A 26,121-nucleotide genomic window follows, 5' to 3' on the forward strand; every position below is an offset into this window, starting at 1 on the left:
AATTATGAGGAGACTATTATCCATTATAGTATCGCTTGTAACTGCCATATCATTTGCGCAGCAGCCCGTCGAGATACCTTTGTGGCCCGACGGTGCTCCCAACTCCAGCGGACTAACCGGAAAAGAGCAGGAAACGCGTCCTCATTTTGTCACGAATGTCACGCATCCCACCCTGACGGTCTACCATCCGGAAAAGCCGAATGGAATGGCTATTATCATGTGTCCCGGAGGAGGGTATCGTGGACTGGGTATGGATGGAGAGGGATATGATATGGCCCCCTGGTTCTGCAGACAAGGTATTACCTATATGGTATTAAAATACCGGATGCCGAACGGACATTGGGAAGTCCCCGTATCTGACGCCGAACAAGCCATTCGCATGGTACGTCAACATGCCAAAGAATGGAGTGTCAATCCTTACAAGGTAGGATTAATGGGAGCCTCTGCGGGAGGGCATTTAACTGCTACACTCGCCACTCATTATAATTCGGAAACACGTCCGGACTTTCAGATATTACTTTATCCGGTGGTTACGATGATGCAAGTCACCCGTGGAAATACAAGAGCTGCATTGCTCGGCAAAAATCCAACAATGGAACAAATACAGAAGTTTTCTGCCGAATTGCAAATAACGCCCGATACTCCACAAGCATTCATCGCTCTTACCTCCGACGATCCTTCCGTAGCACCTTATCACGGAGTGAACTATTACCTCGCTTTACAAAAAAATAAGGTTCCGGCAACTCTCCATGTTTATCCTACCGGAGGACATGGCTGGGGATTTCAGGACCATTTTAAATATAAGCAACAATGGACACAGGAGTTGGAGAAATGGTTGCGCGACGGCGTTGTATTCCCGGAAAACCCCGAACCCATGTTACGAATCGGAAAATCTTACCTGGGAACTAAATACGTGGCTAACACATTAGATCAAGACGGAGAAGAATCATTAGTGATTCGGACTGATGCCGTAGATTGCCTCACTTTCGTAGAATACACGTTGGCACAGGCACTCGGTTCTTCCTTTGCCGACAATCTGCAAAAAATACGTTATCGGGACGGCATCATCAACAAATATCCTTCCCGGTTGCATTATACTTCCGAATGGATTGAGAACGGAATTCGCCACGGATTCCTCACCGACATTACTGCCAAAAACAGTGCACATACCCAGAAAATCTCTCTTTCGTATATGTCTACCCATCCCAAGCAATATAAAAAATTGGCTGATTCGCCGGAAAATGTACGACAAATGGCTGAATATGAAAAAGCAATCTCCGGAAAAGTCGTACATTGGTTGCCGAAAAGCGAACTGCCGGAAGCCGGATTGCCCTGGATCATGAATGGAGACATTATTGCTATTACAACGAAGATGCCCGGACTGGACATTGCTCATGTGGGAATAGCAGAATATAAAGAGGGAAAACTGCACCTGCTGCACGCTTCTTCTACATTGGGAAAAGTAGTTGTCAGCGACGAACCTCTCAATCACATGCTAAACAACAATAAATCGTGGACAGGTATACGTGTTGTCCGGATGTCTCACTCTAAAAATAACTGATTATGAAACGAGTAAAACATTTCCTTCTCGCCTCGTGCTTATTCCCCACTTTGCTGGGAGCACAAGAAATGGCAAGCGCCTATTTTCTGGAACTTACTCCGGACGCCCAATCGGCAGGTATGGCAGGTACAGGATTAGCTACCACCGACAACGGTAGTACAGCTATTTTTCATAATGCTTCTACCATCGCTTTCTCACAAGAAGTGATGGGTGCGAGTTATTCATACGCTAAGATCAACCAAGATTATGCGCTACATAGCGCCTCTCTTTTCTACCGGATCGGAAGGGAAGGCATACATGGATTTGCTGTAGGTTTCCGGCATTTCAAAGATCCCAAGGTGCTCGATTACCGTCCTCACGCATGGGACTTAGAAGCTGCTTATTTCAGAAATGTAGCCAAAAATCTGTCTCTTTCATTAACGTTCAGATACCTGCAAGCCAAAGCCGCGGAAAGCGCAGACAGCAAGAATAGCGTTTGTCTGGACTTCGGCGCGACCTACTATCGCAATATGGCTCTATTGGACGAAATGGCTTCCTGGAGCATTGGTTTCCAAGCTGCCAACTTAGGTAAAAAGCTGGACGGACAAAAGTTACCCGCCAGATTAGGATTGGGAGGTACAATCGACCTGCCATTCAGCATAGAAAACCGTTTGCAGGTGGCTCTCGACTTCAACTATCTGCTCCCCTCTGAAATACGTCATCTCCAGGCTGGCGTAGGAGCCGAATATAATTTCCTGAAATATGGTGTTGTCCGTGCGGGATATCATTTCGGAGACAAAGATAAAGGAGTGGGCAACTACGGCACTCTAGGCTGCGGAATAAACTTCTGGCCGATACGTGCAGACTTCTCATACGCCTTGGCTGATAAAGATTGCTTTATGCGCCGCACCTGGCAACTGGGAGTTGGAATAGTTTTCTAAGCTCCTCTTCGAGGCGTTGCTTCACTTCGTCCATCGGCACATCATGCTTTAATTCCTGACGAAGAGAAGTGACGCCTTTATCTATAAACCCACAAGGGTGGATATAGCTGAAATAACGTAAATCCGTATTCACATTCAAAGCCAGTCCGTGCATAGTGACAAAGTGACTGCTCCTCACTCCGATAGCACAAATCTTACGCGCACGGGGCGTATCACCCTCCAGCCACACTCCTGTCGCTTTCTCTAAACGTCCGGCTTCAATGCCATAAGAAGCACATACGCGAATCACCGCTTCTTCCAACAGATGAACGTACTCTTTCAATCCTAACTGAAATTCTTCAAGATTCAGTATCGGATAGCATACCAGTTGCCCGGGACCATGATAAGTAATATCCCCTCCCCGATCAATATGATAAAGAGTAGCGTCAATCGCTTTCAGCTGTTCATCACTCAACAGCATATTATTTTCTTTCCCGCTACGCCCTAATGTATAAACATGGGGATGCTCGCACATCACAACACGATTTTCATAACTCCCGCCCTGAACTTTTGCCCGGACAATATCATCAAACCATTCTGTCTGCCGTTGCCATGCTTCGGCATATGGGACTAAATTCCAATCAATAAAAACTGTTTTCATAAAAACAAAGGTAAGAAATAAAAAGAAAATGTGTACATTTGTTGGCCTAATATAACAAACACAACTATGAAAATGGACTTTCCACAGGTAGACTTGCCTACCGAAGTATTAGCATGGACGAATGTTACGGAAGACATTCTCAATATTTATAAGCAATCGTGTCGGTTGCAGGCATGTATTGTTGCCATCTGCACCGAAGGTTCGATGAAAGCCTCCATCAATCTGCTTGATTATGAAATTCGTCCTAATGACCTGATAACATTGTTACCGGGAACAATCATCCAGTTTCGGGAGAGAACAGAAAAAGTATGTCTTTGTTTTGCCGGCTTCTCTGCCCATTGTGCCGGACGAATCAATCTGATGAAGAATATTGGTAATGCATATCCCAAACTAATAGAGCAGCCGGTGGTTCCTCTTAATGAAGAAGTAGCTAGTTATCTGAAAGACTATTTTGCTCTATTATCACGGGCCAGTTGCAATGAGAATTTCGAAATGGATTCCGAATTGGTTGAGTTATCCCTTCAGACTATCCTGACAAGCATACGACTGATATATCATAAATTTCCGGGTGAGAACAGCAGTTCGAACCGCAAAAAGGAAATCTGCCGGGAATTGATTCAAGCCATCACCGAGAATTATAAGAATGAACGTCGTGCACAATTCTACGCCGATAAACTCGGAATATCTCTTCAACATCTAAGCACAACTGTGAGACAAGTGACAGGTAAAAGTGTATTGGATACCATTGCTTATATTGTAATCATGGATGCCAAAGCGAAACTGAAAGGCACTAATATGACTATCCAAGAAATTGCTTATTCTCTAAACTTCCCCAGTGCCTCATTCTTTGGCAAGTATTTTAGGCGGTACGTAGGAATGACACCATTGGAATTCAGAAACAGATAATTCTTACGAAGAACGATAGAGGATAAAATTATAACAACGAATTGCAAAAAAATGAACGGTGAATAAATTGCGCATGATCCGCAAAGTATTCACCGTTTATTATTTACTTACAGTTTGTTTTCTTTTTACAGTCGCTTACTCATTTTCTTCCCAAGCTCAATGAATTGAGCACTACACTCACACTGGAGAAGGCCATTGCAGCACTTGCCAACATCGGATTCAATAACAAACCGTTCAATGGGAACAAGATACCGGCAGCAATAGGAATGCCGATCAGATTATAAATAAACGCCCAGAAAAGATTCTGATGAATCAGTTTGACTGTCTGCTTTGACAGCTGAAAAGCTTTAGGAAGCAGCAATAAATCCGATGTCATCAAAGTTACCATAGCTACGTCCATAGCAATATCAGTTCCTTTCCCCATGGCGATGCTGACGTCAGCCAGTGCCAGAGCCTGCGAATCATTGATACCATCTCCTACCATAGCGACTTTCTTTCCCTGCATTTGAAGCTCACGCACAAATTCGGCTTTATCGTCCGGCAGAGCGTCAGCGACAAAACGTTCGATTCCTAAACGGGAAGAAACAGCTAATGCCGTCCGCTGCCCGTCACCCGTCAACATACAGATATCAATACCTTGACGTTTCAGTTCTTTTACCGCTTCGGCTGAAGTAGCTTTTATCGGGTCAGAAACAGCAATGATAGCCAATAACTCGTTTTCGCATCCAAAGTAGATAATACCATTGCCATCCGATTCATAGCGAACCAGCATTTCAGCCATCACATCATTTACTGTCGCACTGAAATCTTTTAGGAGTTTATGACTACCTACCCAGTAGGTATGTCCCTCATAAGAGACTTTGATTCCTTTTCCCGTAATACTTTCGAAGCTGTCCAATGCAGCAGGTTTTATCTTCTCCTCATCCTGAAGTGCAGAAACGATAGCACCGGCAAGCGGATGCTCCGATTTCATTTCCGCAGCTAAAAGCACATCTTTGAAATGAGGTTCCTGCGATTGTGCCCATAACCATCCGGTGGCAGTAGGGTGTCCTTCAGTCAATGTTCCGGTTTTATCCAGTACAACGACATTCACTTTACGCATTTGTTCCAAAGCTACCGCGTCTTTAATCAGAATATGCTGGCTGGCAGCTTTGCCTATTCCCACCATCAATGCAGTAGGCGTAGCAAGTCCCAAAGCACACGGACAAGCAATGACAAGGACAGAAACAGCTGACAGGATACCATAAGAGATATATTCACTACCACCGATAGCAACCCATAAAACAAATGTCAGGATAGCAATGCCCAATACGACAGGTACAAAAATTCCAGTAATACGATCGACGATACGTTGCACGGGAGCTTTGCTACCCTGCGCTTCCTGCACCATGGAAATGATGCGGGCAAGCACCGTTTCACTACCTACCTGTGTGGCATGTATGATAAACGAGCCACGCTGGTTGATCGTTCCTGCCAAGACTTTATCGCCTTTCTTCTTTTCTACCGGAACCGGTTCACCACTAATCATACTTTCGTCAACATACGAATCGCCTTCGGAAAGCTGACCGTCCACAGGTATCTGTTCTCCCGGGCGTACAACAACCATATCACCTATCTGGAGGTTCTCGATCAAAATCTCCTCTTCCACTCCATTGCGCAGAACCCGGGCAACTTTAGGCTGCATTCCCATCAACTTGCGAATAGCAGTCGAGGTATTTCCTTTAGCACGCTCCTCCATCAATTTTCCGGTAAGAACGAAAGCGATAATCACCGCAGAAGCCTCATAATAGACGTGCGGTTCCAATCCACGAGCATACCAAAATTCGGGGAAGAAAGTATTGAACAGACTGAACAGAAAAGCAATGGAAGTACTAAGTGCAACCAGTGTATCCATATTGCTCCGTCCCAGTTTAGCCTGTTTCCAAGCTCCGGTAAAGAAACCACCTCCGAAAAAGACCATGACAGGGATAGCAAGTACCATTTGAATCTCATTAGAGTAGGGTACATGCATCAGTATCATGGAAAATACCAATAACGGTACTACCAAAATCCAAGCCCCAATCACCTTCCACTTCAAACGAGTGTAACGCTTATGCTGCTCCTCTTCCCGGCGTTCCTCCTTGTGGGCTTCTTCCACAATCAGATCATAACCTGCCGCAAGCACAGCCGCACGGATTTCCCCGGGAGTCAGCTGGTCTTTCTCATAAGAAACGGTCAATGTATTGGTAGCAAAATTAACGGAAGCCTCAATGACTCCCGGCAATTTTTTCACTGTTTTTTCTACATTATTGGCACATCCTGCACAATGCATATTAAGTACAGGAAATGCCTTTTTTATTGTGTTACCCATATAATTATTATTTACGGTCTTCCCTTCCTCCCGGAAAGGAGTCGGGGAAGAACCATTGTTTGTTTATAGAAACAAGCTAATACAGGTATTTGTTCAATTACTTCTTATCATTCTTCTGATCGTCTTTCTTTGTTTCTTTTACAAATTCAGCTTCATAATTGAACTTGTTAAATCCTGCTTGCAAGTTCTTTACATTCGTTTTTTCAGCATCATACGTGATAGTCACCATTTTAGTTTTTACTTCGGTCGCAATATCCTTCAATCCCTTTTCAAAACGCATATTGTCCTTTACTTTCTTTTCGCATTTCTCACAATGCATCTGGGACACTTTGAATACGACTACACGAATATCTTTTGCCAATACAGCTGCTACACTCAAAAGAGCCACCACGCAAGTGGCCATCCATCTTTTTGTTTTCATTTTTCCTATCAGTTTAAAATTAGTATTCTTTATTTTCTATGCGATCGTTTCGCAACTCACTATTCCTAGTTTTTACTCACTATTCCTAGCTAAATTAAAACGTATTCCGATATATCCTTTTGCCCCGTGTACCGGTCCCCATATCATAGTGGAATCAAAGTTGTTTCCCCAAGGATTTGCCGCATCGATAATCGGATTCTTTTGTTTGAAATTGGTCAGGTTCTCTCCTCCTACATAGATAGACCAGCGGCGGAAGTAACGTGTCACCTGTAAGCTCAACTGCTCAAAACTACCATAACGACGTTCCCAGGACAACTGTCCATCTCCCAATTCATAAGGAGTAGGCATCCTACCTCCACCATTCAGTTGCAGTGTTGCATCAAACTGCCAAATCCCCAGCGGAGTCTGGTAAGAAGCAGTGAGCAAGCCTTTGTATTTGCTGGTTAGAGGTTTCTCCATTCGCACCCCCTTGTAAGTCGTTTTTGCATCCGTGAGTCGGTAAGCTCCTGTCAAGGTGAATCCTTTGAAAAAAGGATAACTTGCTTCCACCTGGAATACATGCGAGTAAGAACGTCCATTCAAATTATAGAAAGCCACTTCATGAGGGTTGCTATCCATATCCACTATTACTTGTTTCAAGAAATCTGTGTAATAGTATTCCGCATTTACATTCAGCGTTTTGCCGAATATAGGAATATAAGTAGATACACTGGCACCGTAATTCCATGCTTCTTCCATATCCAAATTCTTAGCTATTTCTACCTTACGACTACTGGAAAGCAGATAATTGTTTTCTGCCAGCACATGATTGGTACGATACCCTTTTCCGGCAGAAAGACGGAAGTTCACATAATCATTCGGATTGTATTTAAGATGTGCACGCGGAGTCACAAAGAAACCATGTTCGTTACTGTAGTCTCCACGCAAACCCGCCATCACCATCCATTTATCATTCAGGTTCAACGTATATTGCACGTATGCACCGGGAACAGCTTCCTTTTCAAAGGCTTTGAGAGGATTATCCGTATTATTCTCCAAACGATAATGCTGGTCGTAAGCATCATAATTAAAGCTTAATCCTGCAGAAAAGCTGTTCTGCGGATTAAATTCCGTTTCAAACATCAGCGAAGCATAAACGTTGGTTTGATCCACATTATACAGTTTGCGTCCATACGTAGCATCCTGATTGTGCAAAGTGGTGGAAAGAATCAAAGCCAGATTCGTATTCTTCTCCTTATTAAATATGTAAGCGTTCTTGGTGAAGAATTCATAACGTTCTGTATCAATCCCCACTTTATATAAATCACCGGAGTGTATTGCCCCTCCATGATTGACCTGTCCGCTGGTACGTGTTTCGGAAAGAGCTTTGATACCTGCCTGAAAAACATAATGGTCGCCCATATATGCCCATCGGTTCCACACATTATACTGTTCTACTTGAGGAATATCCACAAATCCGTCATCATTGCCATCATGCGCTTTAGTCTCATTCTCATAATGTGCCAGCAAAGAAGTGCTCCATCGTTTGGAAATTTTTAATGTAGCATCTGCATTGGCTTCATACCGGTTGGTAGTGCTTGCAAAAAGATTGGCAGATACCCAGTCGGCTTCCGGCAACTGCGGCTTCTTAAATTCCACGTTAATCTGTCCGGTGATGGCTTCATAACCATTCTTTACTGAAGACGTTCCTTTGGAAACTTGTATACTCTGCATCCACGGACCGGGAACATAACCTAGTCCATAAGGAGAAGCTGCCCCACGATAATTCGGAATGTTTTCCGTCAACATCTGCACATAAGTGCCGGACAGTCCCAACAATTTAATCTGCTTGGCCCCTGTTGCTGCATCAGAATAGCTCACATCTACCGAAGGATTGGTCACAAAACTTTCACCCAGATTACAACAAGCAGCTCTACTCAATTCAGCACTGCTTATCATATCTTCGTTCATCACGCTACTGCGTAATTTCATCGTCCCCAGTTTGCGAGTGACAATATTCACCTCATTCAATTCCACTCCATCACGAAGCACAATATCCAACTGCTGATTTTTACTGCTCACATGAATGGTATCATTCTGAAAACCAATAAAACTGATTATTAACATGTGGCTTTTGGAAGGTTTTACAATAGAAAAACTACCATCTTCCTTAGTTGTCACTCCTTGTCCTGTATTCATCCAGAACACATTTGCACCCGGAATAGCCTCCCCAGTACTATCTTTCACTGTTCCCCGTACTTGCGCATATAGATTACCGGCAAATAACAGGAACAGTCCTATTATCATATATTTCATTCTTTCTAAAGTTACTTTCGAGATACAAAATTAATTCATTTCTCATGCAACTTAGTTGCATTCAGTTTCGCTTTACTTCCATATTCGATAGAAAGCAAAGGAATAAATAAGAAAGAAATAGTGGCTAAATAATATAAGTGGAATATAGCGCCAGCTTCTGCCTCGAACAGAGAGGTGGCGGAGAGGTCAGACTATCATATTCTACCGGTTTATCCGCATAGGTCGGAGTCAACAGATAGCAAAAATGCTCACACAAAAGATCGACTACTAAAGCTGATGTTGTCAGTTCAGTAGTATGTTTCATCAAATCGAGCTTATAGATAGTAGCTGTACAACCCTTATCTTTACAACCTTTTTTTGAATCACAAGTATGAGTCTTTTTACACTTCGGACAGCCTGTATCACAACAGCTCTGCACCGCTTCACAACGGGCACAGCAATAACGCACAAGAGAGACTCCACCTCCTGAATAGATAATCAGGAGAGAAAGGATAAGTGCTGTTATGTAGGTTAGTCTTTTCATTTCAGAGGACAAAGATAAGAATAAAAACAGATTTTCCTATAATTTTTCGTAATTAAGATTTAATCATCATTCAAAATGGTAGATTTACGTGCATTTCTTACCGGTTCTTTCCTCAACAGCCCCATATTCCATCACCAGTGGATTGAATACCAATTCGTTGCAGACATATTTCCTATTCATATTTGGCTAATTTTAGGGTCATATCAGCACTATTAACTCTTTTTGCTCAACAATAAAACCTATCTTTGCCCCGAATAAATTCACCATATTTTTTAAGTAAACATTATGCTTACATATCTACTCCTCATTATTACTTTTTATCTGGCAGGGAATACCTACATATTTATCAGAGCGACACAGGCTCTGAAAGTAAAACCGCTTGGAGTAAAAATACTCTTAACCGTTTTATTTTGGACATGTGCCCTATCTTTCTTCGGCACGATGCTAGCCCGTAACCTGGAAATGCCTGTTTTTATCTCCCATTCAATGTACATCATTGGAACAAGTTGGCTGATATTTACTCTATACATGGCATTATTCCTGCTGTTGTTTGATATCTTGAGATTATTCAAGGTGCTCTGCAAATATCGGTTTTATCTGTCTTTTGTGTTCACATTGGGATTGCTGGGATATGGGGTGTACAACTATTATCATCCGGAAACGAATATTGTCAGTATTTTAACTAATAAGCAGTACGAAGGTACTCCCCACGCAGTTAAAATCGTCGCGATAAGCGATGTTCATCTGGGAAACGGTACAGGGAAAGCTTCACTGAAGGAGTATGTAAAAATGATAAATGCACAGCATCCCGACTTGATACTGATTAGCGGCGATTTGATTGATAACAGTGTCGTACCTCTTTATACAGAGAATATGGCGGAAGAACTGGCCGAGTTAAAAGCTCCGATGGGGATCTACATGGTTCTTGGTAATCACGAATACATTAGTGGAATCGATGAAAGTATCCGGTATATAAAGAATACTCAGATACAACTTTTGCGCGATTCAGTAGTGACACTCCCTAACGGCATACAACTGGTAGGACGCGATGACCGCCACAACCGTAAACGTCGTTCCCTGCAAGAGATGATGGTGAACGTTGATCAAAGCAAACCTATCATCTTGCTGGATCACCAGCCCTTTAGCCTGGAAGAAACGGAAGCGGCCGGCATTGACCTGCAATTCAGCGGACACACACATCACGGACAAATATGGCCTATCAACTGGGTGACCGATTATATATTCGAGCAAAGTCACGGTTACCGTCAATGGGGAAACAGCCACGTGTACGTGTCTTCCGGATTGTCTCTTTGGGGGCCGCCTTTCAGAATAGGAACGCATAGCGAAATGGTTGTTTTCAACTTTCAATGAATATTATGCAGTTTTGTCACATATGTTACAGTTTCTAAGAAATCTCTGCCCTATCTTTGCAGAAAAAAAGATTATGGAACAATTACATGCTCATGAAGTCCTCCACATGATGGAAGGAAATAGCTACTCGGAATCATCATTGCGGGAAGCAATCATTAAGAAGTTTGGCTCACAGCAACGTTTTTATGCTTGCTCGGCAGAAAACATGGATGTAGATACCCTTATCGAATTCCTGAAAATGAAAGGGAAATTTATGCCTGCTGAAGATGGATTCACAGTAGATATCACTAAAGTTTGCAAGCATTGATTGGCGGATAATATCCGCCAATCCCATTATAGGGAATAAATAGCTGCATTTTTTTCTGTTTTTATTAGCCCGGTTCACGAATTTCATCTATATTTGTCAATAGTGAATGATAAAACAAATGTTGAATTTACAGAAAAAACGGGTATGAAAAAACAATATGTCAGTCTGCTTGCAATTATACTTTCGGTAAGCGGCTTTTTGTTTTCTTGTCATGACAAGATGAACAAAAACACAGGTGCGTTACAGTTTGATAGCATTCAAGTGAATAAGACAGCTCACCTCTTCAATGATACAGCCAAACCGGCCTGCAATATTATTATTAATTTTGCTTATCCGGTAAAATCATCGGATGATATGCTGAAAGACAGTCTGAATACTTATTTCATTTCGGCTTGTTTCGGAGATAAATATATCGGCGAAAAACCGGAAGAAGTTGTAAAGCAATATACCGAGAATTATATCAGCGAATACCGTCGCGATCTCGAACCTATGTATACCGAGGATGAGAAAGACAAGGAAGACGAATCTTCCATCGGTGCCTGGTATTCTTATTATAAAGGTATAGAAAGCCATGTGCAACTGTATGATAAAGACCTACTTGTATATCGCATCGACTATAACGAATATACCGGAGGTGCACATGGAATTTACATGGCAACTTATTTAAATATGGACCTCACCCTGATGCGTCCGCTCCGTCTCGATGATATTTTTGTCGGAGACTACAAAGATGCATTGACCGACCTGATCTGGAATCAGCTCATGGCAGATAACAAAGTGACCACTCACGAAGCATTGGAAGACATGGGATATGCTTCAACCGGTGACATCACTCCGACAGAGAATTTCTACCTAAGCAAAGAAGGAGTCACCTTCTATTATAATGTATATGATATCACTCCTTATTCTATGGGACCTGTAAAGGTAACAATCCCATTTGCTATAATGGAACATCTATTAGGCAGTAACCCGATTCTGGGAGAGCTAAAAAATTAAAAATCATAAAAAGCTGAACACCAATGAATATCCTGTTGTTATCACTTCCATGTGACAGAATAGGATATTCATCCACATCTATCATTCAAAACTTATAATTCAAAATTCAAACAGTGGAAATCATACTGAAATATTTTCCTGATCTGACGGAAGAGCAGCGCAAACAATTTGCAGCTCTATACGACCTCTACACTGACTGGAATTCAAAAATCAACGTTATCTCCCGCAAGGACATTGAGAATTTATATGAGCATCATGTGCTCCATTCATTAGGCATTGCCAAAGTCATCCAATTCCGCCCCGGAACCAGCATCATGGACTTGGGTACAGGAGGAGGTTTTCCCGGCATTCCTTTAGCAATCCTGTTTCCCGAGGTAAAATTCCACCTCGTAGACAGTATCGGCAAGAAAGTACGTGTAGCAACCGAAGTGGCAAATGCCATCGGACTGAAAAATGTGACCTTCCGCCATGCCCGTGCAGAAGAGGAGAAACGAACGTTCGACTTTGTTGTCAGCCGTGCCGTAATGCCTTTGGCGGATTTGATTAAAATTATTAAAAAGAATATCTCTTCGAAACCACAGAATGCATTGCCCAACGGACTTATCTGTCTCAAAGGCGGTGAACTGGAGCATGAAACAATGCCGTTCAAACATAAAACGGTCATTCATAGCTTGAGCGACAACTTCGAGGAAGAGTTCTTTAAAACAAAAAAAGTGGTATATGTCCCGATTTAAACAAGACTATATGTTCTGATAGATGATAAATCATAGAGAAACCATGAAAATAAAAAGATTTGAATTTAATATGTTTCCCGTAAATTGCTACGTATTATGGGATGACACTAAAGAAGCAGTCGTAATTGATCCGGGCTGTTTCTATGAAGAAGAAAAGCAGGCACTGAAAAAGTTCATTCTTACCAATGAACTGAATGTAAAGCATCTGCTGAATACTCATTTACACCTGGATCATATCTTCGGAAATCCGTTCATGCTGAAAGAATTCGGATTATCAGCAGAAGCAAACAAAGCAGACGAGTACTGGATTGACGAAGCACCGAAACAAAGCAGAATGTTTGGTTTTCAGCTGCAGGAAGAACCTGTACCACTGGGCAAATACCTGCATGACGGAGATATCATCACTTTCGGACATACCAAACTGGAAGCAATACACGTACCCGGACATTCACCCGGCAGCTTGGTGTACTATTGCAAAGAAGACAACTGCATGTTCTCTGGTGACGTCCTGTTCCAAGGTAGTATCGGCCGCGCTGATCTCACAGGAGGCAACTTCGATGAACTGATAGAACATATTTGCAGCCGTTTATTTGTTCTTCCCAACGAAACAGTCGTTTATCCGGGACATGGAGCTCCCACGACTATCGGAATGGAGAAAGCTGAAAACCCATTTTTTAGATAATAAAAAATAAGTATTAAGTATCAAGTATTAGGTATTAACAAGGCGAACCGCCCATTAACCGCAGTAATACTTAATACTTGATACTTAATACTTAATTTAATACTTGATTATTATGAAAACCGATTTGTTAGCTAGCCGTCACATCGGCATCAATGAACAAGATACAGCCATAATGCTCCGCAAAATTGGCGTGAACTCACTGGACGAACTGATTAATCAGACAATTCCCGCCAATATACGGCTGAAAGAGCTGCTTGCATTGACTAGTCCACTGACGGAATACGAATTTGGAAAACACATCGCTGAACTGGCAGCTAAAAACAAACTATATACCACATATATCGGTTTGGGATGGTACAACACGATCACTCCCGCCGTTATCCAGCGGAATGTATTCGAAAACCCAGTATGGTATACTTCTTACACTCCGTACCAGACAGAGGTATCGCAAGGACGTCTGGAAGCATTGATGAATTTCCAGACAGCCGTATGTGATCTTACTGCCATGCCACTCGCCAACTGCTCACTTCTGGACGAAGCAACTGCCGCCGCCGAAGCCGTAAGCATGATGTATGCCTTACGCTCCCGCGCGCAACAGAAAGCCAATGCGAACGTAGTCTTCGTAGACGAAAATATTTTTCCGCAGACATTAGCTGTCATGACTACACGTGCCGTACCTCAAGGCATCGAACTACATGTAGGTAAATATAAAGATTTTGAACCTTCACCGGAAGTGTTTGCCTGTATTCTGCAATATCCGAACTCACATGGAAACGTAGAGGACTATTCTGAATTTACCGAAAAAGCACATGCCGCAGACTGCAAAGTAGCTGTTGCAGCTGATATTTTAAGTCTTGCCCTGCTAACTCCTCCGGGAGAATGGGGAGCAGATATTGTATTCGGAACTACACAACGCCTGGGTACTCCAATGTTCTATGGCGGTCCGTCGGCTGCTTTCTTTGCTACCAAAGACGAATACAAACGGAATATGCCGGGACGAATTATCGGATGGTCTAAAGACAAATATGGCAAACTCTGCTACCGAATGGCTTTACAGACACGTGAACAGCATATCAAGCGGGAAAAAGCAACTTCAAACATTTGTACCGCACAAGCATTATTAGCTACCATGGCAGGCTTTTACGCTGTTTATCACGGTCAGGAGGGTATCACTACAATTGCGTCGCGCATCCACAGTATCACTGTATTTCTTGAAAAGCAACTGAAGAAATGTGGATACACACAAGTCAACGTTCAATATTTTGATACCTTACGTTTTGAGTTGCCCGAACACGTTTCGGCACAACAAATCCGTACCATAGCGCTTAGTAAAGAAGTAAATCTGCGTTATTATGAAAATGGTGATGTCGGTTTCAGTATTGATGAAACAACAGATGTGGCAGCTGCCAATGTATTGCTCTCTATCTTTGCCATCGCTGCCGGAAAAGACTATCAGAAGGTAGACGATATCCCGGAAAAAAGCAATATCGACAAGGCTTTGAAACGGACAACTCCTTTCCTGACGCACGAAGTATTCAGCAAATATCACACGGAAACAGAGATGATGCGTTATATCAAACGTTTGGATCGCAAAGATATTTCTCTTGCACAATCGATGATTTCTCTCGGTTCATGCACCATGAAGCTGAATGCAGCTGCGGAAATGTTGCCTTTAAGTCGTCCCGAATTTATGGGTATGCACCCGCTGGTTCCGGAAGATCAGGCAGAGGGATATCGGGAATTAATTAAGAATCTAAGTGAAGATCTGAAAGTTATCACCGGATTTGCAGGGGTGAGCCTGCAACCCAATTCAGGTGCTGCGGGAGAATATGCAGGACTTCGTGTAATCCGTGCTTATCTCGAAAGTATCGGTCAGGGACATCGGAACAAAGTCCTGATTCCAGCTTCGGCTCACGGAACAAATCCTGCGTCAGCTATACAGGCCGGATTTGTGACCGTCACCTGTGCCTGTGACGAACAAGGAAATGTAGAAATGGATGACCTGCGTGCCAAGGCTGAAGAAAATAGGGATGAATTGGCAGCGCTGATGATTACTTATCCTTCTACACATGGTATCTTCGAAACAGAAATAAAGGAAATTTGCGACATCATTCATGCCTGTGGCGCACAAGTATATATGGATGGAGCCAATATGAATGCCCAAGTGGGATTGACCAATCCGGGATTCATCGGTGCGGATGTCTGCCACTTGAATCTTCATAAAACATTCGCTTCCCCTCATGGTGGCGGAGGTCCGGGAGTAGGTCCTATCTGCGTGGCCGAACATCTGGTTCCTTTCCTTCCCGGACATGGAATCTTCGGCAATTCGCAGAATCAAGTATCAGCTGCTCCATTCGGTAGTGCAGGTATTTTGCCTATCACGTATGGATATATCCGCATGATGGGTGCAGAGGGATTGACGCAGGCTACTAAGATCGCCATCCTGAATGCTAATTATCTGGCTACTTGTCTGAAAGATACGTATGGAGTTGTCTATCGGGGAGCCAATGGTTTCGTAGGACACGAAATGATTCTGGAGTGCCGGAAAGTACATGAAGAAGCAGGTATCTCGGAAAATGATATTGCCAAACGTTTGATGGACTATGGTTATCATGCTCCTACCCTCTCCTTCCCTGTTCACGGTACCTTGATGATTGAACCGACAGAAAGCGAGAGTTTGGCAGAACTGGACAATTTCGTAGATGTCATGCTGAATATCTGGAAGGAGATTCAGGAAGTGAAGAATGGCGAAGCTGATAAGGATGATAATGTGTTGATTAATGCTCCGCATCCGGAATACGAGATTGTTAGTGATCGCTGGGAACATTCGTACACACGAGAGAAAGCGGCTTATCCGATAGAAAGTGTACGTGATAACAAATTCTGGATCAATGTAGCTCGTGTAGATAATACATTGGGCGACCGTAAGTTACTACCAACTCGTTATGGCACTTTTGAATAAAGGTGATTTATTGTAGAAATCAATTCATTAGAAAAGATTTTTAGAAGCATCTCAATAAGAAATAATCCCGGGGCTCAATGAATGTAAGCCCCGGGATTATTTTTATCAGCCCAGGACTGAATAAACAAAAGCCCTGGGGATGCATCAATTATCCCCAAGGCTCATATTTCGTGATATGGAATGTAAATCCACCTACAATTCTGAATATTTTTTTCTACTTGACAATCGTTACCGTATCAGCCTTCACCTTTTTCTCTTTCATTGGAATCTTCGAATCAGCATACCCCAAAGCTACGCAACCATAGACCTTATGATTGGCAGGAACACCTAAAGAGGTAATATATTCACGAACTTCAGGATCATCACACGTTGTGCCCAACTGGTTGATCCAGCAAGAGCCGATTCCTAAAGAATGGGCAGCCAGAAACATATTTTCTATTGCACAGGCGCAATCCATTCCAGCCCACCATTGTGTAGGTTCATTGGATACAATCACCAAAGTCGGAGCATGATAATAACAACAATAGGTCTTGCTATGCCCACGCTCTTGCAAACGGGAATCGTCACTTTTTGCAAAAGCTCCTTTAATGCGCTCATTCAGCTCTGTCAATTTATCTACATTTTGAATAGCAGTAAAGTGCCATGTTTCCAAATGCATTCCACTGGGTGCATAAGTTGCAGCTTCCAGAATAGCCTGCAAATCTTCTTCTGAAACTTGCTGACTAGTATAAGCCCGTACACTACGACGTGCTTTAATGTTCTCTAAAACTTCATTCGTTTTCATGGATAACAAGTTTTTTATATATATCGAATCAAAATTTCACCACAGAGGACACGGAGGACACAGAGGTTTAATCTTATTAAAGTAACACAGAGTCTCACGTATTTATAATCGTATTTATCGCTCTGTTTTACTTACGAAAAAGAGAGAAAAACTCTGTGTCCGTGTCCTCTGTGGTGAACTCTAATTTATCATTTACCTTTTAACTAGCCCAATCTTTGCATTCAGTTTGAAATAATAGACTCCATTCTCTCTCTCCAAAAATCCGTATTTATCCTTCTCCAAAGATCCTTTTTCCAAACGGGTATTTTGAAACAAAAAGTCTTCCATTACTTGCTTTTCTGATTTATGATAACAGAGCACCTCTCCACTTCCGCCCACTAACAGAATACCTTCCACAGCCGAATCCAATCCATTATAAATCTTTGCAGGACGCATACCTAAAGCTAATGCCATCAAGAACTGCTTCATCTTAAACTCATAAAACTTGTGCTTGTTTATCAGTTCATCTTTAATCTTTAACGGATTCATTTGTTTGATAACTTCCGTCAGCTCACTAATACGAGAGATACCATCCAAATGCATAATACGAACCATTTCTGTCAAAACACGTGGAAAATGCAGGTCAATCATTAGAAGATTGCTACGGAATACCCGGTCGGCTACATCAGAATATTTAAGTACACCGCCCAATCGTTCAATCATCATCATTCGCTCGGCAACCTCATTGGGAGATTCAGGCAAAGCATTGATTTTATTCACTGTGGGAGTGGCAAATTTGACTCCACTCTGTTCCAGTTTTAGATTTGCAGCACGTCCTCCGTCCAGTAACGGATTCATTACACCCAAACGTGAACGAACATTAAAACCTCTCAACGGAGCTTCCGAATGCCAAAATGCAATGGAGAAATCAGTACGATCTTCTGTTTTTGCTTCCAAATCGAAAATGGCTGCTTCATCTAAAAACTCTTCTACTCCTTCCGGAGAGGTTACGTCATCTTCCGAAGAAGATTTCACAGCCCGTAATATCAAATCAGCTACAATACCAAAGTCTTCGCGAGGCATGGATTTAGTTCCGCTCTCTGCTTCTATACGAATCGTATCTTCCTCAATATAATATTGACGTGTTCCATCATGTTCTTCCCGTTGAATCATTGCAATAGGCCAAGATGTTTCTCCCGCCTTTGCGTCTGCTGTGCCTAGCACTACTTTTCCGTCTGTCAGGAGACGAAAGAAAGAATAGAGTTCGCACCATTCTTTTTTGGTTGCTTCGAATGCCATATATCTTTGTTCTTCTTTATTTTACTAATGTTCTTTTTATCCTAATTTTACTAAGAATATTTCTATCTTCACAATGAATTGCTTACTGATTAATAACCTGCGGTAAGGTTGCAGGCAACGCAACAGGAGGTACTATATGAGTTACCTCCTCCAAAGGAGGAAGCTTGCCTACTTGTGCAAACAGGGAGTTTCGAATCCATTCTTTAGGAGTGACTATGATAAATCGTCCCGTCCAGCAACCATCAAAATAGGAAGGATTGCCCGGCTGTTTCTTTATTGGATAGCAGATATTTTCTCCTTTACTCCGCATCTCCGGCGAACGTCCGGGGTCATTTACCCACACATGCTTATCGTCAATACCACGAAGCACCATCCAGTGCCCTCTTGGCCCGGGACGCAAACCACGAACTGCTCCTGTATATCTCACATTCACAAGCACAGGTATACCACGATCAATATAATCTTTCAATACCCGGTAATCTTTCTGCTGGAAATGTTCGGCACTTATCATATTTTCATAATAACGTGTCAAAGAATCAATTTCAAAAGAATAATATCCTCCCTGTCCTATCGATGTACGACGACGGAAAGGGGCACGTTTTTTCAGAAAGTAGTTGCGTTGATATTCTATCAGTTTCTTTTCTGCATCCTGGACTGTACGTTGTGTATCGGTCGTCATGCCTTTAAAGTAGTCAAAGACCATTAACGAAGAAGCCAGAGAACAATGCGAGTAAGGACATCCCGTGATTTTCTGCGAATACCACGGAACAGGGATATTATTAGGAGCGAGCTTTTGAGTCTCCTGTGCTTGTACTTGCGTCTGAACACTTATTAAAGCAAAGAAGCTTAAAAACAAATTGAAAATTATATGATATTTATTTCTCATGCAATATTTTAAATATCTTACTTACAATACATTCTCATCATCAAGAATCCGCGCTGTCTCCACCTTTTCCAAACGAGCACGCAATTTAGGCATCATTGAACGACGAATACGTAATGTCATACTACAATCCATGTCATACGACTGATTGAGAATTTCCGGCTCCTCCTCTTTCACAATGCGCATCACGTCATTCATGAAAGGATATTCAAACATTACCGTCACGTCTTCATCTACTGTCTTTTCTATAATGGTAGCGGCAGCAATAGCTTCAGCAGCGGCAGCCTTGTAAGCCACGATCAATCCGCTTGTCCCTAACTTGATTCCTCCAAAATAACGGACTACTATAATCAGGATATCCGTCAGTTCATTTGAATTTATCTGTCCGAGAATGGGTTTTCCCGCTGTTCCGGAAGGTTCTCCATTGTCATTGGCACGGAAATCCTTTCGTGCAGCTCCCAACATATAGGCATAACATACGTGTCGTGCGTCATAATACTTTTTCTGATACGTTTCAAGATGTATTTTTATCTCATCGAGAGTACGCACAGGAAGGGCTATAGCAATGAACTTGCTTCGTTTTTCCGTATAAATACCTTCGGAAGGTTCAATGATGGTTTTATAAGTATCTTCAGCAGTCATGCTGCAAAGATACGGCTTTAATAAGAAAAGTCAATCTATCGTTTGGAAATATTAATGTTCCACTTACCAATGAGATGTAGCTGGGAATATAAAAATCTTTGTTGGCAGATTTTCATCTACAAGATAGTGACGCTATCCAATAAAAATAGTGACGGTATACCACAAGGATACCGTCACTATTTTTTTATCTTAATCGGGTGTTACATTTATTGATATAACTTACATCAGCAACGTCTTTTTTGCATCATCCGATAAAATTTCCTAATCCAATTTATGAATTACCAACCCCGAACGAAGTTTAGGTTCAAACCAAGTTGTCTTCGGTGGCATGATATTACCTGTATCTGCAATATCCATCAATTGTTTCATAGATACGGGATAAAGAGCCAGAGCCACTTTCATTTCACCGCTATCCACACGCTTCTTGAGTTCTCCCAATCCACGGATGCCGCCCACAAAATCAATACGCTTGTCCGAACGCAAATCCTTTATACCTAAAACTTCATCCAAAATCAAGTTAGAAGAGATTGTAACATCAAGCACGCCAATAGGGTCGTTATCATTATACGTACCGGCCTTAGCAGTCAAGCTATACCATTTACCACCCAAATAGAGTGAAAAATTATGCAAGCCAGACGGTTTATAGATGTTCGCGCCTTTTTCTTCTACTACAAAGTTTTTATCAAGTGCAGCCAGGAATTGCTCGGGAGTCAAGCCATTAAGATCTTTCACTACACGGTTGTAGTCAATGATAGTCAACTGATTTGCCGGGAAGCAAACAGCCATAAAGTAATTATATTCTTCATCACCGTGATGATTTGGGTTCAATCTTGCTTTCTCTGCTCCCACCAGTGCAGCAGCGGCAGAACGGTGATGCCCGTCAGCAATATAAAGAGCTGGCATTTTAGCAAATTCGGCAGTAATGGTCGCAATATCTGCATCCTGGTCGACAATCCAGAAAGTATGTCCAAAGCCATCACCCGGAGCGATAAAGTCATAAACCGGCTTGTTTGCTGTATATTTCTTTATAATAACATCCAGCTTCTCATTATCAGGATAAGCAAAGAAAACAGGCTCAATGTTCGCGTTGTTCACACGTACATGTTTCATACGATCCTCTTCCTTGTCACGACGGGTAAGCTCATGCTTTTTGATAATACCATTCATATAATCGGGAACATAAGCACCGACTACCAATCCGTATTGCGTTTTCCCGTTCATCGTCTGGGCATAGATATAATAATTTTCCTTATTATCCTGCACCAGCCAGCCTTTGTCCTGAAACAGTTGGAAATTCTCGGCAGCTTTAGCATACACCTGTTCGTCGTGTTCATCCGTACCAACAGGGAAATCTATTTCCGGTTTAATAATATGATAAAGAGACTTTTCGTTACCTTCCGCTTCTGCGCGGGCTTCTTCAGAGTTCAGTACATCATAAGGACGTGAAGCGACCTGTTCTACGAGGTTTTGCGGAGGACGAATGCCCTTGAAAGGTTTGATTATTGCCATGATATTAGTATTTTATATGTAAAAAATTAAAGCCACAGACTTCTTGAAAATCTGTGGCTCAAATATACTACTTATTTCTAAAAAAGACATTCTGCAACGGATTGTTTTTATTCAGATACTACCATAGTTATCCTGAAAAATCCGGCAGACTTATTCAGAATCTTACTTGTTTACTCTAAATTTCTCGCAACCATCTTTCAAGAAGCCCACAATTTGTTGAGCAGCAGCAATACCGGCATTGATATTTGCTTCGGCAGTTTGAGCACCCATCTTCTTAGGAGTTGAGAAATAACGTCCGGCAAACTTTTCTGCAAACTCTGCGTTAGCAGCAGGCATAATATCTGTGATATATTTGAAGTCTGCACGCTCTTCCATCAGTTTGATTAGTTCTGCTTCGTTAATCACTTCCTTACGGGCAGTGTTTACCAACATAGCACCTTTCGGCATATCTTTCAACAGAGCATAATTGATAGAGTTCTTTGTTTCGGCAGTTGCCGGAATATGAAGAGATACCACCTGGCAAGTCTTGTACAATTCTTCTGCAGAATCAAGTGCTTTCACACCATCTTTTTCGATTACTTCTTTCGGGCAGAATGCATCATAAGCATACACTTCCATTCCGAAACCTTTGGCAACACGAGCTACATTGCGGCCTACGTTTCCATAAGCATGAATACCCAATTTCTTGCCCATCAATTCTGTACCGGAAGTTCCGTTATAGAAGTTACGGACAGCATATACCATCATACCCAAAGCAAGTTCGGCAACAGCATTAGAATTCTGTCCCGGAGTGTTCATCACGCATACATTGTGAGCTGTGGCAGCAGCCAGGTCCACATTATCGTATCCTGCACCGGCGCGAACTACGATTTTCAAATCTTTAGCAGCATCAAGCACCTCTGCATCAACAATATCACTACGGATAATGATGGCATTAGCATCTTTCACTGCATCCAGCAACTGGGCTTTTTCTGTATATTTCTCAAGTAAAGCAAACTCGTATCCGGCTGCTTCTATTTCTTTACGGATACCGTCTACTGCAACTTTAGCAAACGGTTTATCAGTAGCTACAAGTATTTTCATAATCTAATTCTGTTTATAAAGACTCACCACAGATTACTCAGATTCCCACAGAATTAAAAAATCTGCGTCCGTCTGTGTAATCTGTGGTGAAAATATTATTAATGAAGTTTTTCAAATTCCTGCATACAGTCAATCAAAGCCTGTACGCTTTCTTTCGGCAGAGCATTATAGCAAGATGCACGGAAACCACCTACAGAACGGTGTCCCTTGATACCTACCATCCCTCTTTCAGTAGCAAACTTCAAGAAGTCAGCTTCGAAGTCTTTGTATTCGGGAGCCATCACGAAACAGATATTCATGCGTGAACGGTCTTCTTTAGCAGCAGTACCCACGAACATCTTGTTACGGTCGATTTCAGCATACAACATATCAGCTTTTTCAATGGCACGACGTTCCATTTCTTTCACACCGCCTTGTGCTTTAATCCAACGAAGAGTCTGCAGTGCTGCATAAATAGGCACAACAGGAGGAGTGTTAAACATAGAACCACTGTCAACATGAGTCTGATAATTCAACATCGTTGGAATGTAACGGGAAACCTTGCCCAATGCGTCATTCTTAACGATAACGAATGTAACACCTGCAGGAGCCAGATTCTTTTGCGCGCCACCATAAATACAGATATATTTAGAAACGTCGATCGGACGTGAGAAAATATCAGAAGACATATCGGCAACCATCGGAACCGGAGAATCGAGGTCTTTCTTCAATTCTGTACCGTAAATTGTGTTGTTAGTCGTGATGTGGAAATAATCTGCGTCTGTCGGGATTGTATAATCTTTGGGGATATAAGTATATGTAGCTTCAGCAGAGGAAGCAACTTCTACAACTTCACCAAACCCTTTAGCTTCTTTCATAGCTTTCTTTGCCCATACACCGGTGTTTAGGTAAGCAGCTTTTTTTTCGAGGAAGTTATAAGGAACCATGCAGAACTCCATACTAGCACCTCCACCCAGGAACAGTACCGAATAGTCTTCGGGGATATTGAGTAATTCCTTGAATAATGCCTCTGCTTCGTCAACCACAGGTTGGAAGTCTTTGGCGCGGTGGCTGATTTCCATCAAAGAGAGACCAGAGCCGTTGAAATCTAAAATAGCCTTCGCTGTATCCTCTATCACCTCACGCGGAAGAATGGAAGGTCCTGCATTGAAATTATGCTTTTTCATTTGAAGTTTGTTTTTGGTTTAACAATTTCGTTACTTTTGTCTTTTGACCTTGCGAATTTACGAATTTATTCCCATCGCACAAATCTTTCCTTATAAAAATACTGTTTTAAAGCAGATTTTCCTTTCTTTTTATTGGTTTATACAGGATATATACACCATTTTGTTATCCATAGATGTCAACTTCTCCTACTTCGCTTCTTCTATAATAGTCTTCATTCCTTTGATTTTCTCCCCCTGAATCAGATTCAAGAGTTGCTTCACCTTAGCCCGGCGAACGGCAACAAAAGCATAATGTTCTTTGACGTCAATCGCCCCGACATCTTCGCGGGTCAGATTTCCTTTTTTATATAAGAATCCGGCAATATCCATCCGGCTAAGTTTCTCCTTTTTTCCTTTACCTATATAAATGGTAGCCCAAACCGATTTCGGAGGACGAGGAGGATTTTCAGGTAACACAACTGTTTCCATATCTTCCGGAATATACGGAGGAAGTTTCTCTTCAGCATGCAAAATCAGATAGGACGTTCCGGTAGCATCCCAACGTGCTGTTCGTCCATTGCGGTGCGTAAAAGCTTCTTCATTCACCGGCAAATGATAATGAACAATATGTCCCACCTCCGGAATATCCAGTCCACGGGCAGCCAAATCGGTAGAAATCAACACATGACAACTGCCGTTACGGAATTTGTAGAGCGCACGTTCGCGGTCCGGCTGTTCCATACCACCATGAAAACGTTCCGCAGACAGTTTTTTATCCGCCAATAACTGATGCACACGATCCACTGCATCCCGATGATTACAGAATACGATGCTCGAACTGCTTCCCAATGTACAAAGCAGATTATATAAAGTATCAATCTTATCTTTGGAAGGAGAAAGTACCTTCATTAGTTTCAAACGGGACTCCTGTTCTTCAGAAGCGTCCGAAAGAAAGTCCAACTTCACCGTGCGGTTCAATCCTGTAAATTCTGGAATCTCTTCAGCATCGGTGGCCGAAAGTAATATACGTTTTTTTAATCCCGGAAGCTGCGTGATAATCTCTGCCATTTCATCATGGAAACCAAACTCCAAAGATTTGTCAAACTCATCAATAATTAAAGTCTCGATGGTTTCGGGATTGAAATTCCCTTTCGACAGATGGTCGGTGATACGTCCCGGAGTACCGATGATGATAGCAGGGTGATTACCCACTATACTCTTCTTTTCTTCAGCGATAGGATGTCCACCATAGCAACAACAAGTTTTCCAGGAAGTTCCCATCGCTTTGAACACAGAGTCTATTTGCAATGCCAACTCACGTGAAGGAACCAGAATCAACACCTGCACGCTGTCATCACTTCGTTTTAGGGTAAGGAGCAAAGGTAACAGATAGGCCAATGTCTTGCCCGATCCTGTCGGTGACAACAGTATAACGTCTTTTCTTCCGGTAGCTTGTTCAAGTGATGCTTCCTGCATCGGATTCAGCTCTTCAATCTTCAAATTGCGGAGAGCCGACTGTATAATTTCATTTTTCTCTAACATGGAGGCAAAGATACAAAAAGGAAAGGGTACGGAGACAAAAATACAATCAAACTTTAGCCATGCCGGTCAATATATAATAACCTTTCAGATTATTCTCTTTCATGTAAATGGTTACTTCTGCCCTACAAGCTGTCACCAAGGCATATCCCGTTAAACTTGAACTCATAGCTTTGACAAATGAATACTCTGTATCATTGTGAATAAAAGATATACGATGATATTCCATAACCTATTGTACTTTAATGTGTAGCCAAATATACGAATATAATAGATAAGTACGGATAAAAAAGGAGAACTATCTTTAAAACAGACATAAAATAGATACAAACCATAACGGAAAGACATTATGAGATAATGCCAAAAAGAAGCGGGAAATCCAAGAAGCACTACTGCTTTTCAGATTTCCCGCCCTGTGTTATATATTCTTTCCGGTCATCTTACCGACCAGTTGTTCTCTTCCGCGAATTATCCTCCGAAGTTATCGAACATCAAGTTCTGTGCCGGAACGCCAAGATCGTCGAGCATCTTCTCAACAGCTTTCGACATCGGACCAGGACCACACATATAGTATTCAATATCTTCAGGAG

Annotated in this window: 23 protein-coding genes; 9 read left to right on the forward strand and 14 right to left on the reverse strand. The window is 42.2% G+C overall.

What is annotated here, in order from left to right:
- The first annotated feature begins 4 nt into the window (after nucleotides 1-4).
- Both ACT8YW_RS04400 and ACT8YW_RS04405 read left to right on the forward strand, forming a co-directional pair.
- A complete protein-coding gene (locus tag ACT8YW_RS04400) occupies nucleotides 5-1,561 on the forward strand; it encodes an N-acetylmuramoyl-L-alanine amidase-like domain-containing protein (protein WP_444104129.1) in 1,557 nt (518 codons plus the stop codon).
- 2 nt (nucleotides 1,562-1,563) lie between these two features.
- Nucleotides 1,564-2,481, forward strand: coding sequence for a PorV/PorQ family protein (locus ACT8YW_RS04405; protein WP_444104130.1), 918 nt, complete (start codon nucleotides 1,564-1,566; stop codon nucleotides 2,479-2,481).
- On the opposite strand, the gene lipB is transcribed toward ACT8YW_RS04405, so the two are convergent.
- A complete protein-coding gene (lipB, locus tag ACT8YW_RS04410) occupies nucleotides 2,438-3,121 on the reverse strand; it encodes a lipoyl(octanoyl) transferase LipB (protein ID WP_444104131.1) in 684 nt (227 codons plus the stop codon). The two genes, ACT8YW_RS04405 and lipB, sit on opposite strands and share 44 nt — an antisense overlap.
- 66 nt (nucleotides 3,122-3,187) lie before the next feature.
- Between lipB and ACT8YW_RS04415 the strand changes: the two genes are divergently transcribed.
- Complete coding sequence (locus ACT8YW_RS04415) at nucleotides 3,188-4,027, forward strand: helix-turn-helix domain-containing protein (protein WP_074636520.1); 840 nt, start codon at nucleotides 3,188-3,190, stop codon at nucleotides 4,025-4,027.
- 139 nt (nucleotides 4,028-4,166) lie between these two features.
- Here the strand turns inward: ACT8YW_RS04415 and ACT8YW_RS04420 are convergent, their stop codons facing one another.
- The 4 genes from ACT8YW_RS04420 to ACT8YW_RS04435 all read right to left on the reverse strand — a co-directional run bounded on the left by ACT8YW_RS04420 (nucleotide 4,167) and on the right by ACT8YW_RS04435 (nucleotide 9,616).
- On the reverse strand, nucleotides 4,167-6,377 hold the full coding sequence (locus tag ACT8YW_RS04420) for a heavy metal translocating P-type ATPase (RefSeq protein WP_444104132.1): 2,211 nt from the start codon (nucleotides 6,375-6,377) through the stop codon (nucleotides 4,167-4,169).
- A gap of 97 nt (nucleotides 6,378-6,474) precedes the next feature.
- Entirely contained in the window at nucleotides 6,475-6,798 is a 324-nt protein-coding gene (locus tag ACT8YW_RS04425; protein ID WP_444104133.1) for a heavy-metal-associated domain-containing protein, read from the reverse strand.
- Nucleotides 6,799-6,870: 72 nt separating this feature from the next.
- Complete coding sequence (locus ACT8YW_RS04430) at nucleotides 6,871-9,093, reverse strand: TonB-dependent receptor (protein ID WP_444104134.1); 2,223 nt, start codon at nucleotides 9,091-9,093, stop codon at nucleotides 6,871-6,873.
- A 124-nt stretch (nucleotides 9,094-9,217) separates the two neighbouring features.
- Complete coding sequence (locus tag ACT8YW_RS04435; RefSeq protein ID WP_122137561.1) at nucleotides 9,218-9,616, reverse strand: hypothetical protein; 399 nt, start codon at nucleotides 9,614-9,616, stop codon at nucleotides 9,218-9,220.
- Nucleotides 9,617-9,901: 285 nt separating this feature from the next.
- On the opposite strand from ACT8YW_RS04435, the gene ACT8YW_RS04440 reads away from it, so the two are divergent.
- The 6 genes from ACT8YW_RS04440 to gcvP all read left to right on the forward strand — a co-directional run bounded on the left by ACT8YW_RS04440 (nucleotide 9,902) and on the right by gcvP (nucleotide 16,668).
- On the forward strand, nucleotides 9,902-10,987 hold the full coding sequence (locus ACT8YW_RS04440) for a metallophosphoesterase (protein ID WP_444104135.1): 1,086 nt from the start codon (nucleotides 9,902-9,904) through the stop codon (nucleotides 10,985-10,987).
- A gap of 73 nt (nucleotides 10,988-11,060) precedes the next feature.
- Nucleotides 11,061-11,294 carry a YecH family metal-binding protein gene (locus tag ACT8YW_RS04445; RefSeq protein WP_004306297.1) on the forward strand — a complete coding sequence of 78 codons (234 nt, stop codon included), beginning with the start codon at nucleotides 11,061-11,063 and terminating at the stop codon, nucleotides 11,292-11,294.
- Nucleotides 11,295-11,438: 144 nt separating this feature from the next.
- Nucleotides 11,439-12,290 carry an RsiV family protein gene (locus ACT8YW_RS04450; RefSeq protein ID WP_444104136.1) on the forward strand — a complete coding sequence of 284 codons (852 nt, stop codon included), beginning with the start codon at nucleotides 11,439-11,441 and terminating at the stop codon, nucleotides 12,288-12,290.
- Between the two features lie 113 nt (nucleotides 12,291-12,403).
- A complete protein-coding gene (gene rsmG, locus ACT8YW_RS04455) occupies nucleotides 12,404-13,024 on the forward strand; it encodes a 16S rRNA (guanine(527)-N(7))-methyltransferase RsmG (protein WP_444104137.1) in 621 nt (206 codons plus the stop codon).
- A 43-nt stretch (nucleotides 13,025-13,067) separates the two neighbouring features.
- Nucleotides 13,068-13,706 (forward strand): MBL fold metallo-hydrolase, encoded by a 639-nt coding sequence (locus tag ACT8YW_RS04460; RefSeq protein WP_004311627.1) that lies wholly within the window; start codon nucleotides 13,068-13,070, stop codon nucleotides 13,704-13,706.
- Between the two features lie 112 nt (nucleotides 13,707-13,818).
- Complete coding sequence (gene gcvP / locus ACT8YW_RS04465) at nucleotides 13,819-16,668, forward strand: aminomethyl-transferring glycine dehydrogenase (protein WP_444104138.1); 2,850 nt, start codon at nucleotides 13,819-13,821, stop codon at nucleotides 16,666-16,668.
- A 214-nt stretch (nucleotides 16,669-16,882) separates the two neighbouring features.
- Here the strand turns inward: gcvP and ACT8YW_RS04470 are convergent, their stop codons facing one another.
- The 9 genes from ACT8YW_RS04470 to ACT8YW_RS04510 all read right to left on the reverse strand — a co-directional run bounded on the left by ACT8YW_RS04470 (nucleotide 16,883) and on the right by ACT8YW_RS04510 (nucleotide 25,760).
- On the reverse strand, nucleotides 16,883-17,452 hold the full coding sequence (locus tag ACT8YW_RS04470; protein ID WP_008643824.1) for a nitroreductase family protein: 570 nt from the start codon (nucleotides 17,450-17,452) through the stop codon (nucleotides 16,883-16,885).
- Nucleotides 17,453-17,644: 192 nt separating this feature from the next.
- Nucleotides 17,645-18,730, reverse strand: a complete 1,086-nt coding sequence (locus tag ACT8YW_RS04475; protein WP_444104139.1) for an HpaII family restriction endonuclease — start codon at nucleotides 18,728-18,730, stop codon at nucleotides 17,645-17,647.
- A gap of 82 nt (nucleotides 18,731-18,812) precedes the next feature.
- Complete coding sequence (locus ACT8YW_RS04480; RefSeq protein ID WP_444104140.1) at nucleotides 18,813-19,616, reverse strand: C39 family peptidase; 804 nt, start codon at nucleotides 19,614-19,616, stop codon at nucleotides 18,813-18,815.
- Between the two features lie 21 nt (nucleotides 19,617-19,637).
- A complete protein-coding gene (locus ACT8YW_RS04485; protein ID WP_008643833.1) occupies nucleotides 19,638-20,255 on the reverse strand; it encodes an IMPACT family protein in 618 nt (205 codons plus the stop codon).
- 261 nt (nucleotides 20,256-20,516) lie between these two features.
- Nucleotides 20,517-21,764 carry a DUF1015 domain-containing protein gene (locus ACT8YW_RS04490; protein WP_444104141.1) on the reverse strand — a complete coding sequence of 416 codons (1,248 nt, stop codon included), beginning with the start codon at nucleotides 21,762-21,764 and terminating at the stop codon, nucleotides 20,517-20,519.
- Nucleotides 21,765-21,926: 162 nt separating this feature from the next.
- Nucleotides 21,927-22,847 carry an NAD(P)-dependent oxidoreductase gene (locus ACT8YW_RS04495; protein WP_444104142.1) on the reverse strand — a complete coding sequence of 307 codons (921 nt, stop codon included), beginning with the start codon at nucleotides 22,845-22,847 and terminating at the stop codon, nucleotides 21,927-21,929.
- Between the two features lie 98 nt (nucleotides 22,848-22,945).
- Complete coding sequence (gene serC, locus ACT8YW_RS04500; protein WP_444104143.1) at nucleotides 22,946-24,013, reverse strand: 3-phosphoserine/phosphohydroxythreonine transaminase; 1,068 nt, start codon at nucleotides 24,011-24,013, stop codon at nucleotides 22,946-22,948.
- Nucleotides 24,014-24,199: 186 nt separating this feature from the next.
- Nucleotides 24,200-25,534, reverse strand: a complete 1,335-nt coding sequence (locus ACT8YW_RS04505) for a DEAD/DEAH box helicase (RefSeq protein ID WP_444104144.1) — start codon at nucleotides 25,532-25,534, stop codon at nucleotides 24,200-24,202.
- A 46-nt stretch (nucleotides 25,535-25,580) separates the two neighbouring features.
- Nucleotides 25,581-25,760: a hypothetical protein gene (locus tag ACT8YW_RS04510; protein WP_004306317.1), complete on the reverse strand. Its 180-nt coding sequence runs from the start codon at nucleotides 25,758-25,760 to the stop codon at nucleotides 25,581-25,583.
- Between the last annotated feature and the right edge of the window lie 361 nt (nucleotides 25,761-26,121).

Origin of the sequence: Bacteroides sp. (assembly GCF_052357945.1) — a bacterium.
Lineage (GTDB): Bacteria > Bacteroidota > Bacteroidia > Bacteroidales > Bacteroidaceae > Bacteroides.